The 16,715-nt window shown below is 29.4% G+C and carries 17 protein-coding genes; 12 read left to right on the top strand and 5 right to left on the bottom strand.

The genetic code is table 11. The annotated features are described in order from the left end of the window. Positions 1–221 precede the first annotated feature (221 nt). From KPL38_RS13215 to KPL38_RS13205, 3 genes are all read left to right on the top strand, one after another. The gene (locus KPL38_RS13215; protein WP_216289611.1) at positions 222–968 is read left to right on the top strand and encodes a nitroreductase family protein; all 747 of its coding nucleotides are present in this window, start codon (positions 222–224) and stop codon (positions 966–968) included. Positions 969–1,192: 224 nt separating this feature from the next. Beyond that, positions 1,193–2,425: a serine/threonine transporter SstT gene (gene sstT, locus KPL38_RS13210; RefSeq protein WP_216289610.1), complete on the top strand. Its 1,233-nt coding sequence runs from the start codon at positions 1,193–1,195 to the stop codon at positions 2,423–2,425. 265 nt (positions 2,426–2,690) lie between these two features. Beyond that, positions 2,691–3,695: a potassium channel family protein gene (locus KPL38_RS13205; RefSeq protein ID WP_216289609.1), complete on the top strand. Its 1,005-nt coding sequence runs from the start codon at positions 2,691–2,693 to the stop codon at positions 3,693–3,695. Between the two features lie 111 nt (positions 3,696–3,806). On the opposite strand, the gene KPL38_RS13200 is transcribed toward KPL38_RS13205, so the two are convergent. Then, the gene (locus KPL38_RS13200; RefSeq protein WP_216289608.1) at positions 3,807–4,280 is read right to left on the bottom strand and encodes a hypothetical protein; all 474 of its coding nucleotides are present in this window, start codon (positions 4,278–4,280) and stop codon (positions 3,807–3,809) included. A 25-nt stretch (positions 4,281–4,305) separates the two neighbouring features. Continuing rightward, entirely contained in the window at positions 4,306–5,709 is a 1,404-nt protein-coding gene (locus KPL38_RS13195) for a sensor histidine kinase (RefSeq protein ID WP_216289606.1), read from the bottom strand. A 395-nt stretch (positions 5,710–6,104) separates the two neighbouring features. On the opposite strand from KPL38_RS13195, the gene KPL38_RS13190 reads away from it, so the two are divergent. The 3 genes from KPL38_RS13190 to KPL38_RS13180 all read left to right on the top strand — a co-directional run bounded on the left by KPL38_RS13190 (position 6,105) and on the right by KPL38_RS13180 (position 9,222). Next, positions 6,105–6,704, top strand: coding sequence for a P-loop nucleotide/nucleoside kinase family protein (locus KPL38_RS13190; RefSeq protein WP_216289605.1), 600 nt, complete (start codon positions 6,105–6,107; stop codon positions 6,702–6,704). A gap of 37 nt (positions 6,705–6,741) precedes the next feature. Continuing rightward, entirely contained in the window at positions 6,742–7,311 is a 570-nt protein-coding gene (locus tag KPL38_RS13185; protein ID WP_216289604.1) for a DJ-1 family glyoxalase III, read from the top strand. 171 nt (positions 7,312–7,482) lie between these two features. After that, positions 7,483–9,222 (top strand): ABC-F family ATP-binding cassette domain-containing protein, encoded by a 1,740-nt coding sequence (locus tag KPL38_RS13180; protein ID WP_216289603.1) that lies wholly within the window; start codon positions 7,483–7,485, stop codon positions 9,220–9,222. A 94-nt stretch (positions 9,223–9,316) separates the two neighbouring features. Here the strand turns inward: KPL38_RS13180 and KPL38_RS13175 are convergent, their stop codons facing one another. Then, entirely contained in the window at positions 9,317–10,213 is an 897-nt protein-coding gene (locus KPL38_RS13175) for a DMT family transporter (RefSeq protein WP_216289602.1), read from the bottom strand. A gap of 293 nt (positions 10,214–10,506) precedes the next feature. Between KPL38_RS13175 and KPL38_RS13170 the strand changes: the two genes are divergently transcribed. Both KPL38_RS13170 and KPL38_RS13165 read left to right on the top strand, forming a co-directional pair. Next, positions 10,507–11,337, top strand: coding sequence for a pyridoxamine kinase (locus tag KPL38_RS13170; protein ID WP_216289601.1), 831 nt, complete (start codon positions 10,507–10,509; stop codon positions 11,335–11,337). 80 nt (positions 11,338–11,417) lie between these two features. Next, a complete protein-coding gene (locus KPL38_RS13165) occupies positions 11,418–12,071 on the top strand; it encodes a TIGR04100 family radical SAM protein (RefSeq protein ID WP_216289600.1) in 654 nt (217 codons plus the stop codon). A gap of 125 nt (positions 12,072–12,196) precedes the next feature. Here the strand turns inward: KPL38_RS13165 and KPL38_RS13160 are convergent, their stop codons facing one another. Then, entirely contained in the window at positions 12,197–12,712 is a 516-nt protein-coding gene (locus KPL38_RS13160; protein ID WP_216289599.1) for an ECF transporter S component, read from the bottom strand. 409 nt (positions 12,713–13,121) lie between these two features. On the opposite strand from KPL38_RS13160, the gene KPL38_RS13155 reads away from it, so the two are divergent. From KPL38_RS13155 to KPL38_RS13140, 4 genes are all read left to right on the top strand, one after another. Then, positions 13,122–13,451, top strand: a complete 330-nt coding sequence (locus KPL38_RS13155) for a hypothetical protein (protein ID WP_216289598.1) — start codon at positions 13,122–13,124, stop codon at positions 13,449–13,451. A gap of 173 nt (positions 13,452–13,624) precedes the next feature. Continuing rightward, positions 13,625–13,786, top strand: coding sequence for a hypothetical protein (locus KPL38_RS13150; protein ID WP_216289596.1), 162 nt, complete (start codon positions 13,625–13,627; stop codon positions 13,784–13,786). A gap of 432 nt (positions 13,787–14,218) precedes the next feature. Then, positions 14,219–14,959 carry an MBL fold metallo-hydrolase gene (locus KPL38_RS13145; RefSeq protein WP_216289595.1) on the top strand — a complete coding sequence of 247 codons (741 nt, stop codon included), beginning with the start codon at positions 14,219–14,221 and terminating at the stop codon, positions 14,957–14,959. Between the two features lie 43 nt (positions 14,960–15,002). Continuing rightward, positions 15,003–15,368 (top strand): VOC family protein, encoded by a 366-nt coding sequence (locus tag KPL38_RS13140; protein ID WP_216289594.1) that lies wholly within the window; start codon positions 15,003–15,005, stop codon positions 15,366–15,368. 443 nt (positions 15,369–15,811) lie between these two features. Here the strand turns inward: KPL38_RS13140 and KPL38_RS13135 are convergent, their stop codons facing one another. Then, positions 15,812–16,486, bottom strand: a complete 675-nt coding sequence (locus KPL38_RS13135) for an HAD family hydrolase (RefSeq protein WP_246577961.1) — start codon at positions 16,484–16,486, stop codon at positions 15,812–15,814. Between the last annotated feature and the right edge of the window lie 229 nt (positions 16,487–16,715).

Raw genomic sequence — 16,715 nt, 5'->3', positions numbered from 1 at the left:
AATTGCTGATAATCAGCATGAGAGCTCCAATTTTTTAGCATAAAATAATCCTCCTTTTAAAACATGTCTTTAGGAGGAGATTTTCAAAATTTTACAGACTTGTCAAGTGTTTTATGCAAAAAAATGGGGGAATCAACAAAAATTAATAATACTAAAAGTGAGTAATCACAGGAGCTAAGGAGTTTCCGTGAAAGCTCTGATTAATACAAGGGGGTTATTATATGAATGAGGTTTTAAGACAAATTAAGGATAGAAAATCCATGAGAATATTTGAAAATAAGCCAATCTTGGGTGAGGCAAAAAAAGAAATATTAAATGCAGCATTTGAAGCTCCAACTGCGGGTGCAATGATGCTTTATAGCATAATTGATATTACTGATGAAAAATTAAAGAAACAACTATCAGTAAAATGCGATAATCAATCTTTTATTGCAAAAGCTCCTTTAGTGCTTATATTTCTTGCAGATTATCAAAGATGGTATGATGCTTTTGATTCAGAAAATTGTAATCCAAGAACACCAGGGGAGGGTGATATCCTTCTTGCCTATACTGATGCAACAATAGCTGCTCAAAACACAGTAGTAGCTGCAGAATCTTTAGGAATTGGTTCGTGTTACATTGGTGATATTATTGAGAATTGTGAAACTATTAGAAAAATATTAGATCTTCCAGATTATGTTATGCCTGCTGCCATGTTGATTTTTGGTTATCCTGTTGAGGCTCAAAAGAATAGGAGAAAGCCGGTACGTTTCGATGAGAAGTATATAGTATATGAAAATAAATATCGTAGACTAAATAAAGAAGAACATATAGAAATGCAAAGAATAAGAAATAAAAAGGCAGATTTTTTAAATGAAGATATTAGCGAAGATATCAAAACTTTTTGTAAGCGTAAGTATATGTCGGATTACTCACTAGAGATGAATAGATCTGCATCTGAATATCTTAATAAGTTTAGAGCAAAGTAGCCTTCGAATGATTGTAAAAACAAATTTAATATAAGAATAAATTAATATACTATAAAAGTTATAATCAGTTAAATACTGGCATAGCTTTTTTTATTGTCTTTGAAAATTATGTAATAAAAGCTAACTTTGTGTTGAATTAATATATTATGAATGTTAAAATAAATTATTATACATATTAAACTTGCACTATTTCATTATTGTCAGTTATTGGAGGAGAAAATATTATGAAAAAACTATTTAAAAAGTGGAGTCAAATAACACTAGTGCTACGAATAATTATAGGCTTAGTTATTGGCATTATCTTAGCTTTCACTATTCCACAACAAGCAAAATTCGTTATTATTTTTGGTTCTTTATTTGTTGGTGCTTTGAAATCAATTGCACCTATATTGGTATTTTTCTTGATTATGTCGGCCATATCCAAACATAAGAGTGGTCATCAAACCAATATGAAATCCATTATAGTACTTTATCTTTTAGGAACATTTTTAGCTGGACTTACAGCGGTTATTGTAAGCTTTATATTTCCAGTAGTATTGACACTCGGAATTGCTAAAGAAGGACTTACACCACCTGGAGGAGTTGTAGAGGTTCTTAAAGCATTACTAATGAACGTTGTTGATAACCCAGTAAAAGCACTTTATAATGCCAATTACATTGGTATATTGTCTTGGGCGTTAATTCTTGGTGCTGCTTTAAAAAATGCACCTGATACTACAAAAACGATGATTACTAATTTTTCGGATGCAGTAACTCAAATAGTTAAATGGGTCATAGACTTTGCACCACTTGGAATCATGGGTCTCGTTTTTGAGGCTATTTCTACAACTGGAGTTAAGGCTTTAGCTAGCTATGGACATTTACTTGCAGTTCTGATTGGTTGTATGCTTTTTGTGGCTCTTGTTGTCAATCCAATTATTGTTTACATTAATATTCGTAAGAATCCATACCCACTTGTGTTTATGTGCTTAAAGGAAAGTGGTATTACAGCATTCTTTACACGTAGTTCGGCTGCAAATATCCCTGTAAATATGAGTTTGTGTGAAAAACTAGGTTTAGATAAAGATACTTATGCTGTATCTATTCCATTAGGTTCTACAATTAATATGGGTGGTGCAGCAGTTACGATTTCTGTTTTAACACTTGCAGCAGTTGCTACACTTGGAATTAAGGTAGATATTCCTACAGCACTTATACTTAGTTTATTGTCAGCAGTAGCTGCTTGTGGTGCTTCAGGAGTAGCAGGTGGTTCGTTATTACTGATCCCTCTAGCATGTAGTTTATTTGGTATACCAAATGATATTGCTATGAAGGTAGTTGGTGTAGGTTTTATCGTAGGTGTTTTACAAGATGCTTGCGAAACGGCACTTAATTCATCCACGGATGTACTTTTCACAGCAGTAGCTGAATTTGCTAAGATGCGGAAAGAAGGAAAAGAAATCATTATTAATAAATAGAAAACTTAGTATTTTTTATTACAGAAATATTAGATGGAGTCTCAGTTGTAATAATGTAAGGTTTAAATTAATTAAACATTAGAATATAACTTGAAAAGTATAAAATAATATACCACAAAAGCAACAGTTAGATAATTCTAAAATTATCCAATTGTTGCTCTTGTTTTTATGATGATATATATATCATTTAGCTAATTCGAATGTTTATTATATAAAATATACCTTTTTATGGTATAATTTTTTTAGTGAATTAGGAGGAGAAGTTATGAAAGGTTATCGTAAATTTAATTTCGTTATCACCATACTAATAGCGTTGCTCCTCATAGGAACAGTGGGATATAAATTTTTATTAGATGTTAGCATTGTAGATGCATTATATATGACGGTTATAACAATATCAACAGTAGGATATGCGGAAGTGGCCACTATGGATGCAAAAGCTAAGCTTTTTACTATATTTCTTATTTTTTTAAGCTTGGGTACTGTAGGGTACATATTTAGTAGTATTGTGTCTTCTTTTTTAGAAGGAGATTTAAAAGATGCCTGGAGGAGGAGACGTATGGAAGTTGGGATAAGCAAGCTAAAAGATCACTATATAATATGTGGAGGAGGTGAAACAGGGGGAAATGCTATAAAACAATTTAAAAAAAGTAGTGTTCCATTCATTGTAATAGATAAGGATGAAGGAATAATAAGGGAACTAATAGAAAATAAAGTATATGCTATTCAAGGAGATGCCACGCAGGAGGAGGTATTAGATAAGGCAGGAATAAAGCTTGCTAAAGGTCTTATTTCTTCATTGTCTACAGATGCGGACAATGTTTATACTGTCCTAACGGCAAGAGAAATGAATAGCAGTTTATATATTGTATCAAGGGCTATAAATAAAAATGCAAATGAGAGGTTAAAAAAAGCAGGCGCAAACAATACAATTTCTCCAAATGAAATAGGTGGAACTAGAATGGCAGCTCTAATGCTTAGACCTACCGTTATTGCTTTTTTAGATATAGTAACTCATGATGGAGATCTAATTTTACATTTAGAGGATGTTACTATTTGTGAAGATTCCATTATAATAAATATTAGCCTTATGGAGGCTAGAATTCCTGAAAAAACAGGTTTAATAGTTTTAGCCATCAAGACTATTATTGATAAAAAATTAGTTTTTAATCCAAGTTCTAATCATGTACTAAAAATGGGCGATACCATGGTGGTTCTAGGAACAGAAGAACAGGTTATTAAACTTAAAAAAATTGCTAAAGACATATGACAAAGAAGGTTAAGCTAATTGTTTGAGAATTTCAGATTTAGTATAAATTAAATAAGACAGATAACCATCTGTAAATTAAAAAATAAGCCCAATGTTAGGACTTATTTTTTGCTATATTATTTCTTTTTTAAAAAATTTCTTTTTATTCAACACTGCATTAATTATTATAATTGAAAGTATGAATAACACAAGAGATGGAATCCCGTAAATTGTTTTTAAAAAAGGATTACTCCATACAAAGGTTAAATCCACTTTAAACATAAATTTAATCATTAACATATTGATAAGTTCGCATAAAGATTCTAAAATAATAACACTTACACTTACGCTTATAGATTTGATAATACTTATTTTGTTTATATTTATATTTGTTATAATCATTATAGCTAAAAATAATACAGTATTTATTCCTAAAATTATAGGTAAGCTTCTCACTATAGTAGTTGTAAATATTAATAATGCAGCTGACAATAAATATCTATTTAAATGAAACTTAGTTTTAGATAAAAGATAACATGCCCACATATAAATTGCTCCCTCGGGTATTCCTCTAATTAGTAATTCTAGTAATGAAAATTTTATCAAAAGTTATTTCTCCTTTACGTTTGAATTATTCTGTATATATATCGGATAGCTCAATACTGATTTGATCAGTTAGGTCTTTTTTCATTTCTGGTACATCCTGTGATTTACTTATTAGATTTACCGGAAGAATGATAATAAATTCACTCCCAATATTCGGTTCACTTTTAAGAATTATCTTGCCTTTATGTAGTTCCACAAAAGATTTAACTAGAGAAAGTCCTATACCAGTTCCTTCATTATTTCTTTTTAAGGTTTTATCCACCTGCATAAATCTCCCGAAAATCATTTCTTTTTTATCCGAGGGTATACCTACTCCCGTATCTCTAACTGATATCACAACATTGTCCACTTTATCCGATACGGTTACATATATTTTACCTCCTCTGTCTGTAAATTTTAAAGCGTTTGAAAGTAAGTTAAGTATAATTCTCTCTATTTTATCTCCATCAAATGCCATTACCTTTTCTTCAACATTAGTGTCAAATATTATTTCTATACCTTTAGTTTCAGCGAGAGAAATTATAGACATGGTAATATCTTCAATAAAACTAATAATGTTTTCATTCTCCATTTGCAGAGTAATAAATCCTGAATCTAGTTTTGTCATGTCCAATAAATTATTAATTAATTTAATAAGTCTATAACAATTTTGTTTCATTATATGCAAGTATTTTTTCCTTTTTTTAATAATTTCTTCATCATGGCTTTCATTATACATATTCATCATTTGCAGAGAAGAAAAAATTACATTTAAAGGAGTTTTCAATTCATGTGATATGTTACAAAAGAACTCTGTTATAAATTTATTTTGTTCTTTAGTTTCATTTAATAGTTCAATATTTGTTTTTGCATCCTTTTTTAACTTTAGCATTTGTAATTCCATTTCTAATAGTTTTATTTGATTGCTTTCAAAAGTTACGTGTTGTCCTAATATCCATGCGATAACGATAAAGCCTCCTGATAACAGCAGGTCATTTTCAAAATAGGTGTTTACTACTAAATTAGAAACAAAAGTCAAATCTATGGATAATATAATAGCCGATGATATATAAGAAAGTATCAAACCACGCTTTTTACCTTCGGATATGGTTGCTGTGATAATACTAAGAAAAAATAGATATTTATATGGACTCTGATAAGAGCCAGATAATAAAATAAATAAAGATAGAATAAAAATAAATAAGATATCTTCCACAACTAAAAGTTTTTTTGATTTTTTAAAGTTACCTTTAAAGTAAATAAACCACCACAATACATAAGATAATGATAAAAATATAAGAAATATTGTGCAATTAAATTCAACACGATTTATGTAATTTGTTCCACTATAGGGGGCATTAAAAATAAGTATTAATATAAATAGCAATGTAGAAAATTTAGTAATTGCAATTATTGCTAAAATATTATTATATTTGTTATTGTTATTCATTTTTCACCTTCTATGTACCTATAGACAACCTAACAAGTTTAATTATAGATAACTCTATTTTTTATATTTTAACTGTCTTTTAATATAACATTTTATTACCATTTATTCTAAATAAGAACATTTACATATAATATAATACATTAAATGAGATAATAAATCTATACTTATTTTGAAATACAACATAATATCTTATATTAAGACAGAAAAACTTTAAGTTTTTACTGTAATCGCTAAGCTTATCAACTCGATTGTTCATTTACTTTAGGGATTTTTATGAGCGAAGCGAATATGCTAACATATTAAATAGAAAAAAGAGGTATAATAAACGTGAACATGAAAAGTTGAACAAGTTTGAAGAGTTTCAGACTTGAATTTTTGACTAGGAGAGGATTGTTGTGAAAAAACTGATTTTAGTAACATCACCACCAGCAAGTGGAAAAACTTATATCTCAAAAAAGCTTGCCGAGGCATTACGCCATGTTGTCTATCTTGATAAAGATACACTCATAAAACTATCAAAACAGATTTTTGTTGTAGCAGGTGAAGAATACAACAGAAGCTCAGATTTTTTTAATGAAAATATACGTGATTATGAATACGAAACAATAGTAGAACTCGCAATGGAAGCCCTAAATTATGATGATATTGTGCTAATAAATGCACCATTTACAAAAGAAATACGAGATTTAAATTATATTAAAAAGCTAAAAGTAGCATTAAAAGAAAAGAACGCATCTTTAGTTGTTATTTGGGTAGAAACTTCAATTGAAGTAACACAGCAAAGAATGATTGAGCGGAATTCTGATAGGGATACATGGAAACTTGCGCATTGGAATGAATATATTGCAGGAATTAATTTTGATATTCCTATTGTGTTGGATGATCCGTGTGTAAAAGATGATTTGCTTATATTCAAAAACTCTTCTGATGAAGAATTCGAAGGTTCTTTAATAAGAACGATAGAGATACTGGAAGAAACTTCAGGTAGAAAATAAATCAAGGTTATATTGGTAAAAGAAAGGGAGAGTTAAATTGAAAAAAATTGCAGTTTTTTTAGCAGAAGGATTTGAAGAGGGCGAGGCATTATTTGTAGTTGATGTTTTAAGAAGAGCAGGATTTCAATGTAATTTGATAAGTATCAATGAAGAAATGGTAATAGGTTGTCATGGTATTAGGGTATTGGCAGATAAAATTATAAGTGATGAAATAAAAGAATACGATATGATTGTTTTACCTGGAGGATTACCAGGTGCAACAAATTTAAGAGATGATGAAAGAGTCATTAAATTAGTACAATATTTTGATAAAGCACCGGAAAAATTTGTTGCTGCTATTTGTGCAGCACCAATGATTTTAGAAAAAGCAGGAATTATTAAAGGACGCAAAATAACATCATATCCTGGAGATGAAAATACTACATTATTTAAAGATGCAAATTATGTAGAAGATATTGTTGCGGTAGATGATCACTTGATCACTAGCAGAGGACCAGCTTCAGTCCTACCATTTGCTTATACATTAGTAGATGCATTAGGCGGGAATAGTAGTTTGTTAAAGCAAGGAATGCTTTATAATATGGTAAGAGAAAGTAAATTCGAGTAGATAAAATGAAATGATTGAACTTAACCCTAAAAAATGTTATGCTATCAAGGGTAAACTCAGTAGAATGTATTTACTACATAAAAATCAAATTTAAAATTGTAACTTAGAAGATAATATATTGAAGAGCTTATTTTTATAGGCTCTTTTTTAGTGATAAAGAGAGGTAATAATATGATAAAGGTTAATAACTTGTCCTACTCGTTCCCGGAAAAGGAACTATATAATAACATTTCATTTACATTAGAAGATGGTGAGCATTGTGCTTTTATAGGAACAAATGGTAGCGGAAAAAGTACACTGGTAGATATAATTATGGAGCCAGAAAAATATATGTTTGATGGGAAACTGGAGATGGATCCAAATTGTAGAATTGGGTATGTAAGTCAATTTTCACAACAAGGTGAAAAAAAAGAAATTACAGTTTTCGAATATATTGGCGAAAAATTTATTAAACTACAAAATGAAATAACATCTATTTGCAGCAAAATGGAAACATCATCTGATATTGATTCTTTATTAGAAAAGTATCAACAAACTTTGGATGCATTTAACGCAATTAACGGGGATGATTTCGAAAACAACATTAACAAAAACCTAAATCTTGCAAATTTAATTAAGTATAAAGATCTAATGATATCTGAACTTAGTGGTGGGGAATTTAAGCTTATTCAAGTAATTAAGGAAATGTTAAATAGTCCAGAATTAATGATTATGGATGAACCTGATGTGTTTTTAGATTTTGGAAACCTTAATTCTCTTAAAGACCTAATTATTTCACATAAAGGAACAATGTTAATTATTACGCATAACAGATATCTATTGAATCATTGTTTTAACAAAATTTTGCATCTTGAAAATAAGGAGCTCCAAGAGTTTGATGGAACCTATATTGATTATAACTTCTCATTACTCCAAAGTAAAATTGAAATGCAAGAACTAGCTATTTCTGATGATGAAGAATTTTGGAGAAACGAATTGTTAATAAAAAAATTAAGATATCTCGCAACTGAGCATACTGAATCTGCTAGAGGAAAATCTCTAAATGCGAGAGTTAAAATTCAAGAAAGATTTGAAAAACGTAGAATTAAAGCACCATTTGTAGATATTAAAGAGCCAAACATCAATTTAGTTGCGAATAATGAAATTGAGGAAACCATTGCTTTAAAAGTTAATGATTACAGCGTTAGCTTTGATGAGATACTTTTAGAAAATGTTAACTTTGAGATTAAATCTACTGATAAAGTAGCTCTTGTTGGATTAAATGGTACAGGTAAAACGACTTTGCTTCAAGAAATCTTTGAAAATAAAAATGATTGTATTGAGATAAATCAGCAAGTTGAAGTGGCTTATTTATCTCAACGTCAAGGTAAGACACTAAATGAGTCTAATACGATACTTGAAGAGTTCTTTGATGCTGGTTTTAAAACTTATGAAGAGATTAAATCATATATTTTAAGCTATGGGTTTGAAGAAGCAATTATTAATCAAAAGATAGGGTCTTTATCTGGCGGAGAAAAAAACATGCTTCAACTGGCTAAAATTTCTGCTAGTAATGCAAATATGCTGCTTCTTGATGAACCGACAAGTCATTTAGACACCTATTCACAAATAGCACTGGAAAAAGCCATAGAAAATTATAAAGGTGCGATTCTCATGATATCTCATGATTTTTATTCTATAGTAAACTGTATGGATTATGTTTTAATCATTGAAGATAAGACAATTAGAAAAACGAGTATGAGAAAATTTAGAAAGATGATTTATGCTAATTATTTTGACAAAGTCTATTTAGAAATTGAACAAAAGAAAAAATTAGTTGAAACAAAAATAGCATCGGCTTTAAAAGATACTGATTTTACGCTTGCAAAAGTTTTGTCAGAGGAGTTAGAAGAGCTGATTAAGTTACTATAAATTTAGTAAATAGTTAAGAGCGTATATGTAAAAAAAAGGAGTAGTTTACTTTTAGTGAACTACTCCTTTTAGATACATATTTTATACACACTCCTTATATAAATAAAAGTGAAATACCTAACAAAGTTATAATTGCTCCAAATATTTCTCTTGGGAAAATTCTTTCCTTAAACACAATAATTGAAATAGGTATTAGTAGTATTGGAGTAATGGATGTTATTGTTGAAACTATTCCAGTCGAAGCATGTTGAACAGCGAGTAATGAGAGGGAGACTCCTACAAATGGACCAAATAACGAGCCAATAGAAATGTATTTCATTGCCCTTCTATCTTTAACTGCAACAATTAACTCACCCCATTTCTTTAATATAGAAATGACAATTGAAAACCCAATAATTGCAGCTATAATTCTAATTTGAGTTGCAGCAAACGGATCATATGATCCCATTCCAAACTTACTAAAAACAAGACCAAAGGCTTGTCCTAATGCACCAATAAAAGCATATGCTAATCCCTTAATTGGATGAGATAACTTTACTTTTTTATTACCTGGATTTTTAGTTAAGATTACAAGAGAGATACCAACGATAGTTATTATCATTCCAGCAAGTCCTAGCAATGTAATCTTCTCACCCATAAGAAGGAAGCCTACAATCGCTGTTATTGGCGGAACCGTTGACATAATTAACATTGCTATACGTGCACCAACTTCAACATATGCCTGAAACAAAAATAGATCACCTATTACAAAACCAATTATCCCTGAAAAGGTTAACCATAACCAGGTAGAATTGGAAGCATCTATTGGTAAGATCATTCCTCTAGAAAATAAACAATAAATTGAAATTAATATAAATGCGATGACAAGTCTTATTAGATTTACAGATATCGACCCGACTTTTTTTCCTGCGGCTTCAAATGCAACTGCAGTAATTGTCCAACATAATGCAGTTGCAAGTGCAGCTATTTCTCCTAAGTGTGATTGAAACATTTAATATTACTCCATTCTCCTTGTTCTTCAAGGATTAGTTTATTTTCTTTTCTTTCTACAAATTCTATATATATATCTAATTTATTGTATTCTTTAACCTGCTTTAAATTAATATTATTTAGATTATACTATATGTTTATTAAAATGTCGTTAATAATGAAACAAAATATTCAAAAAGTGTATATGAATTTATCTATAATATTTTTAGTTTTATTTAAGCTTCGTATCCATACACTTTATTTTTTACCTTAATTATATTATAATTAAGGTTGTTAGAAAAGGTGGGTGCTACAATGATGTTAAACAAGCAAAAGAAAATTGCTATTGTGAATGATATTACTGGTTTTGGACGATGTTCTATAGCAGTTGCATTGCCTATTATATCTGCAATGAAGATACAATGTTGTCCATTACCTACTGCAATATTATCGGCGCATACGGGATTCCCAAGTTTCTTTTTTGATGATTATACTCCTCATATGAGGGATTATATGAATAATTGGAAAGAGCTTAATTTACAATTTGATGGAATCTGTACTGGATTTTTAGGTTCAAAACAGCAGATTGATGTTGTTGTAGAGTTTCTTTGCAGTTTTAAAACAAAAGATACTATTGTCATGATTGATCCTGTGATGGGTGACTATGGTAAGCTTTATTCTACCTATACACAGGAAATGTGTGATCAAATGAAGAAGTTAATTAAATATGCAGATGTAATGACTCCTAATCTTACTGAAGCCTGTAGACTTCTTGACATTCCTTATCCAGAAAGAGAGTTGAATCCTGAGCAACTTGAGAATATTGCAAAAGAGCTTTGCACAAAAGGCCCGGATAAAATTGTTATCACTGGATTGCAGCACAATGGGAATATACGAAACTTTATATATGAAACAGGAAAGTCCTATACCATAATAGAATCAAAAAAAATTGGTGAAGATCGTTCAGGCACTGGAGATGTATTTTCTTCCATTGTGGTTGCGAATATTGTGAAAGGAGTAGATATCGTGACTGCAGTAAAAAAAGCCACAGAGTTTATTAGTAAAGCTATTGATTATACTGTTAAAATCGGAACGCCTGTATGTGATGGTATTTGCTTTGAAGAATATTTGACTGAGCTGCAATAACGCAAGTTATTTAGTAATTTATTAGTACTTATTAATATTAATTAGAAATTTAAAACATAAAGAAAAGAGGAAGATAGAATATGGTTATTTTATATACATATAACAATGGTGCTTATATCAATTTAAAAGATGTTGTTCTCACTAAAAAAGAATCCGACCACAAAAATATTTATGTTAATTTAACTAACAATTGCCCTTGTTCTTGCGTATTTTGTTTAAGAAACACAAAGGAAATGGCTAAATCAAATAGTCTATGGTTAGATACAGAACCTACTGCTAAAGAAGTCATAGAGGAGTTTGAAAAATATGATTTAACTCAGTTCAATGAAATTATATTCTGTGGATTTGGAGAACCTTTAACCCGTCTTGATGATCTATTAGAAGTGGCAAAATACTTAAAAAATAGAAGTAGCAATAATCAAATCCGTATAGACACTAATGGATTAGGGGATTTAGTTAATAAAAAGGAAACTGCTGCATTGTTAAAAGGCTTAATTAATACTGTATCTATAAGTCTTAATGCATCAAATGCACAAGAATATTTAAAATTAACTCGTAGCAAATTTGGTATAGAATCTTATGATGCCATGCTGAAATTTGCAGTAAGCTGCAAAAAGTATGTTCCAAATATAGTTATGACAGTAGTAGATTGTATTGGACAAGAGGAAATAGATGCTTGTAAGGCTGTATGTGATAATATTGGAGTACCTTTAAGAGTACGTCCTTTTGAATAAGATAAGGTTAAATATTATTATTATCGCAAATAAGACAAGCTATTGGATTTTCTAATAACTTGTCTTATTTGTGTCTATTTATCTTCTTCGAAGCTGTTGAAGCTCAGAAGGAGATGATTTTACAACTATATTTCCTTTAACTTTGTTATTACATTGGCTTCTAATAATGTTGTCACCAAAACAAGTGCTAAACCAACACCACTTACAGTTTGAAGTGCTAACATAGGAAGTTCAGTAAGTGCTAAAAGTTTTCCATATAAAAGCATTCTTACAAATGTATATGCTATGATTTGGAATATACCTCCAACGCAGGCACCTATTAACCAACCAAATCTTAAATTAGGAAACAATTTTTCAGTGATTAATCCCATAATCATAGCCATTATAGCTTTTATAAAAAACGTTGGAATAACCCACTGCATGTACCCCCCTAAAAGGTCAGCTAAAGAAGCACCCATTCCACCAGCTAAAGCCCCTTTGCGCCAACCTAAAATTAACACTGACAGAAAAATCATACAATCCCCTAAATGTGTATACCCATTTATTGAAGGAATTTTTATAAAATATGTTGCTAAAAAAACTAATGCGGCCATAATAGACATTTTTGTTAAGTCTTTTGTTTTCAATTGTTCTTTTTTCATAATATCCCCTCTTTTAAAAATCATTATTAATACTGATTTTAGATTGTATTATAGATATTTAACGTCATAATTAAAATTAAACTTCTTTGCCAAAGGACTTATCATAAAAATAATATTTTAGAGTTAAACATCTACTAATATTGGAAATAATAGCATAGGGATTTAAAATAGTCTAGTGTATGGATACACATTTAATAATATAGTGAAATATAAGGTTTGTAAAATAATACATATAAAATAAGAATATGGGGTAGCACTATATATATAAAGATTTTTTCTTGATGATTAGTATTTAGAAATATATATTAATTTAGATGTTTTTAGTATCAATAAAAAAATATGTACATATATAAGAAAACTACATTTTGATATGAAATGTATATTTAGGAGATGATTCAGGATGGAAGAATTGTTTAGTGGTAAGTTTGATGTAGAAGTAACGGAAGCATTAGAAACATTAAAAAAGAATAGAGAACAAGAGAGAAATGCCCTTAAAAATGATGTGACCATTAAAAGAAGAGAAATAGGCATGTTCAAAGCAGAATCAGATTTCTATGAGGCGATGGCCTTTAGCTTTCCAGAAGAATTGAGATATTCAGAAGAACATAAAAAATCAAATGAACTTTGGTCCCAATCTACATTGGATGAAGAGTGTAGAAATAGAATATATATTCTAGATCTGGAAATCGAAGAAATCGATAAACTTATAGCAAATCATAAAGAAGAAGTTAAGGAATAATATTACGAAGAAAAAAGCATTTGTTAATTCAGATGTTTTTTATTTGGTGCAAGAATATAACTTTAATTATCAAAACAAATTGTGGTTAATCTAATAAAAATAATTATTTAGAAGGGAATAACTTACAAATGCAGAATAGATATATGAGAGAATATTAAAAGGGGGTTAAACAAATGTCAAAATTTGAAATTCCAAAAGAGAAAGACGAAATAAAGCGACAAATTAAAATCTTACAGAGCCTATTACCTATAGATTATAAGAAAGGTGATAGAAAAAGTAAACAATTACACCAAGATGAAATTAAAGCACTTAAAAAAGCTTTAAGCGACAAATAAGAGATATTAGCTATTCATATAAGTCACACAGACACCTGTAAATGAAAAGAAAAGGATTAAGGCATAAGAGGCTCTAATCCTTTTCTTTTCATTAAAAAAACCTATATCTAACAATGTCATGGTAGTTTACAAAAAAATAGTTATCAAGGGTCTGGCTCCCTACACAGGTTGAAAGTGAAACGGACAAACTATGTTGCTATAATATATAAGTTGATAGAAAAATAATGATATAATATATATAATGTTAAATTACGTTATATAGAGAGAAAAGTTGGAGATAAATTTAATAAAAAAATAATATCATTAGAAGGCAGATCGGTTATTGGAAATCTATCCAAATAAAAAGATGAGTAGCAAATAATTTATTCGAGAATATTTAGAAGGAATATTGGGTTAAATATAGTTAAAGAGAAGCCGTGAAAGGAGTCAATAATGAATATTCAAAGTATTAGTCATGACGCCACTGTATATATTTATGACAATATTGAAAGTTATTTAACAAATGTTTTTTTTATTGAACATGAATCGAAGATATTTATTATTGATACCTTTTGTGGATCAGAGAGTATGGAACCCATTTTAAATAGAGTGAATAACAATTGCGGTAATAAAAAAGTGGTGGTTATTAATACTCATTTTCATTGGGATCATGTTTGGGGAAACTGTAGTTTTAGAGAAAAAAATATTATCAGCCATGAAATGTGTAGAGATTTATTAGATGAATTATGGGAAGTACAAATAAACAAAAACAAAAGATATATCACAGGCATAGCTGAAAAATGTTTACCAAACATAACTTTTAAAGAAAAAATTATGTTCCATAATGAAGGCATTGAATTATTTCATAGTCCTGGACATACTGCAGATAGCATTTCGATATTTGACCATAATGAGAAGATACTATATGTAGGTGATAATTTGGAAAAACCAATTATTTATGTTGAAAATGCTGATATATCCACATATATAAATACTCTTAGGAATTATTTGAATTATAATCCCCAAAAAATTGTTGCAGGTCATACTTTAGATTTAACAAAGCAAGACATATTTCAGACAATTGAATATTTAAAAGGGTTATCAACAGGTAAGAAAATGTATTTTGAATCTGAGTATATGAGAAAAATACATGAGCAAAATTTATGTGTTGTAAATAAAGGAACATTATTTTAAATAAGAAGAAATAATAAAAAAGTTCAAAAGGAGAAAACAAATTATGAAATTTTGTTGGACTACATTAATAGTTAAAAATTTAGAGGATTCTTTAAGGTTTTACAAAGAGATAGTTGGACTTGATGTGATTAGAAGATTCAGTGCAGGAACAGGAGTAGAAATTGCATTCTTAGGCGAGGGAGAAACAAAGATTGAATTGATATGTAATGAAGTTTCAAAAGAAGTAAGCTTTGGACAAAATATTTCACTTGGATTTGAAGTAAACTCAGTAGATGAAGTTATGGCTTTTGTTAAGGAAAAAGGTATAGATATTCAAAGTGGACCATTTCAGCCCAATTCACATACCAAGTTTTTCTACGTATTAGATCCAAATGGATTAAAGATTCAGTTTGTGGAGAATATTCAATAACATAAAAAGTATAAAGCTAAAATCTATATTATTCAATAGATCATTTTTCATTTTGTTTTTATACATAATTACCCAAGGATCTGGCCCTGGGCATAGTTTAGGAGTGAAGAAATGTTTAATAAGAATGATAAGAAGGAAAATATAAGATTTAAAACAGTATATGAGTAAGATATAAAAACTGGCGATATGCATATGGAAATTCAGTAAAATATTAATATTATAAATTTACTTAATAAAAATAACAGTAGCCTTTACTGGAAGCATTTTTTGTTTAGAAAAAAAATAGAGCTAGTGGATATTTATATATCTACTGACTCTTATTCTTTATTTTGTAAATTACATTCTAATATAAAATAGTGGAATAGTAAAACAGATTGTATTTACAATTTGCTATTTTAAAATAACATCCTCCATTTTGCTTTTTTATAACAATCTTACAATTATTAACTTAATTTTATATAATTCACTTCTTTAAAGCTATTTATCACTAAATCTGCCATGGAAATATCTTGGCTTCCAGTAGGATCGCTATTAATTCCTACACATTTCATACCTGCTTTTTTAGCAGCACGAACCCCATTATGAGAATCCTCAATAACTAGACAATTTTCAGGCTTTACGCCAAGCTTCTTTGATGCAAAAAGAAATATATCTGGTTCAGGCTTACTTCTTTGCACATAGTCACCAGTAACAAAGACTTCAAAGTATTCTTCTATTTGAAATTTCTTTGCAATAGTCACAATCACATTTAGTGGAGAGGATGAGGCAATGGCTAGTTTTATTCCATTCTCATGAAAGTCCTTTATTAGCTCTTTTACCCCATCAATAAGAGTTATATCGCATTCATCTGAATTAAGGTATTTAAAATAATTATTTCGATCATTTTCAATTAACTCATCAAGTGTTTGATTAAGATTATGTTTATTTTTTAGAGATTCCCACATATAATGAGAGGTTGCTCCTACAAAAGAGTGATGCTCGTCTCCTGTAACTTCTATGTCTAATTTTTTATAAATCTCATTTTCCAGCTTTATATGTGTTGGTTCACTGTCAATAATTACACCATCCATGTCAAATATAACTGCTTTCAGTGTAAAATCATCCTCATTTGCATCCAAACTTATCATCTCCTTATAACTATAGCATTTGAAATAATATGATTAAGCCACAAAAATCTATATTTTCTCCGGTAGGAGTTAAGCTATTTCAAATTTTAGGCTATGCCTCTTGAAAATGTTGTAAATTAATATGAAAATTTCAATAAAAAACTCAACTAAGGCGGTAGCCGTGTTTTTAAGAAAGCTAATTAGTAACTTTTTAAAGTTATATGCTGCAACTTTGAATCCA

Origin of the sequence: Clostridium psychrophilum (assembly GCF_018861705.1) — a bacterium.
Lineage (GTDB): Bacteria > Bacillota > Clostridia > Clostridiales > Clostridiaceae > Clostridium_AD > Clostridium_AD psychrophilum.
Note: the sequence above shows the minus strand (reverse complement) of the source record. Positions and strands in the feature narration are given on the sequence as shown.

What these genes read in the sequence shown, in the direction of transcription:
- KPL38_RS13215 (WP_216289611.1), top strand. Translation starts at nt 222, where the DNA reads ATGAATGAGGTTTTAAGACAAATTAAGGATAGAAAATCCATGAGAATA.
- sstT (WP_216289610.1), top strand. Translation starts at nt 1,193, where the DNA reads ATGAAAAAACTATTTAAAAAGTGGAGTCAAATAACACTAGTGCTACGA.
- KPL38_RS13205 (WP_216289609.1), top strand. Translation starts at nt 2,691, where the DNA reads ATGAAAGGTTATCGTAAATTTAATTTCGTTATCACCATACTAATAGCG.
- KPL38_RS13195 (WP_216289606.1), bottom strand. Translation starts at nt 5,709, where the DNA reads ATGAATAACAATAACAAATATAATAATATTTTAGCAATAATTGCAATT.
- KPL38_RS13180 (WP_216289603.1), top strand. Translation starts at nt 7,483, where the DNA reads ATGATAAAGGTTAATAACTTGTCCTACTCGTTCCCGGAAAAGGAACTA.
- KPL38_RS13175 (WP_216289602.1), bottom strand. Translation starts at nt 10,213, where the DNA reads ATGTTTCAATCACACTTAGGAGAAATAGCTGCACTTGCAACTGCATTA.
- KPL38_RS13170 (WP_216289601.1), top strand. Translation starts at nt 10,507, where the DNA reads ATGATGTTAAACAAGCAAAAGAAAATTGCTATTGTGAATGATATTACT.
- KPL38_RS13165 (WP_216289600.1), top strand. Translation starts at nt 11,418, where the DNA reads ATGGTTATTTTATATACATATAACAATGGTGCTTATATCAATTTAAAA.
- KPL38_RS13160 (WP_216289599.1), bottom strand. Translation starts at nt 12,712, where the DNA reads ATGAAAAAAGAACAATTGAAAACAAAAGACTTAACAAAAATGTCTATT.
- KPL38_RS13150 (WP_216289596.1), top strand. Translation starts at nt 13,625, where the DNA reads ATGTCAAAATTTGAAATTCCAAAAGAGAAAGACGAAATAAAGCGACAA.
- KPL38_RS13145 (WP_216289595.1), top strand. Translation starts at nt 14,219, where the DNA reads ATGAATATTCAAAGTATTAGTCATGACGCCACTGTATATATTTATGAC.
- KPL38_RS13140 (WP_216289594.1), top strand. Translation starts at nt 15,003, where the DNA reads ATGAAATTTTGTTGGACTACATTAATAGTTAAAAATTTAGAGGATTCT.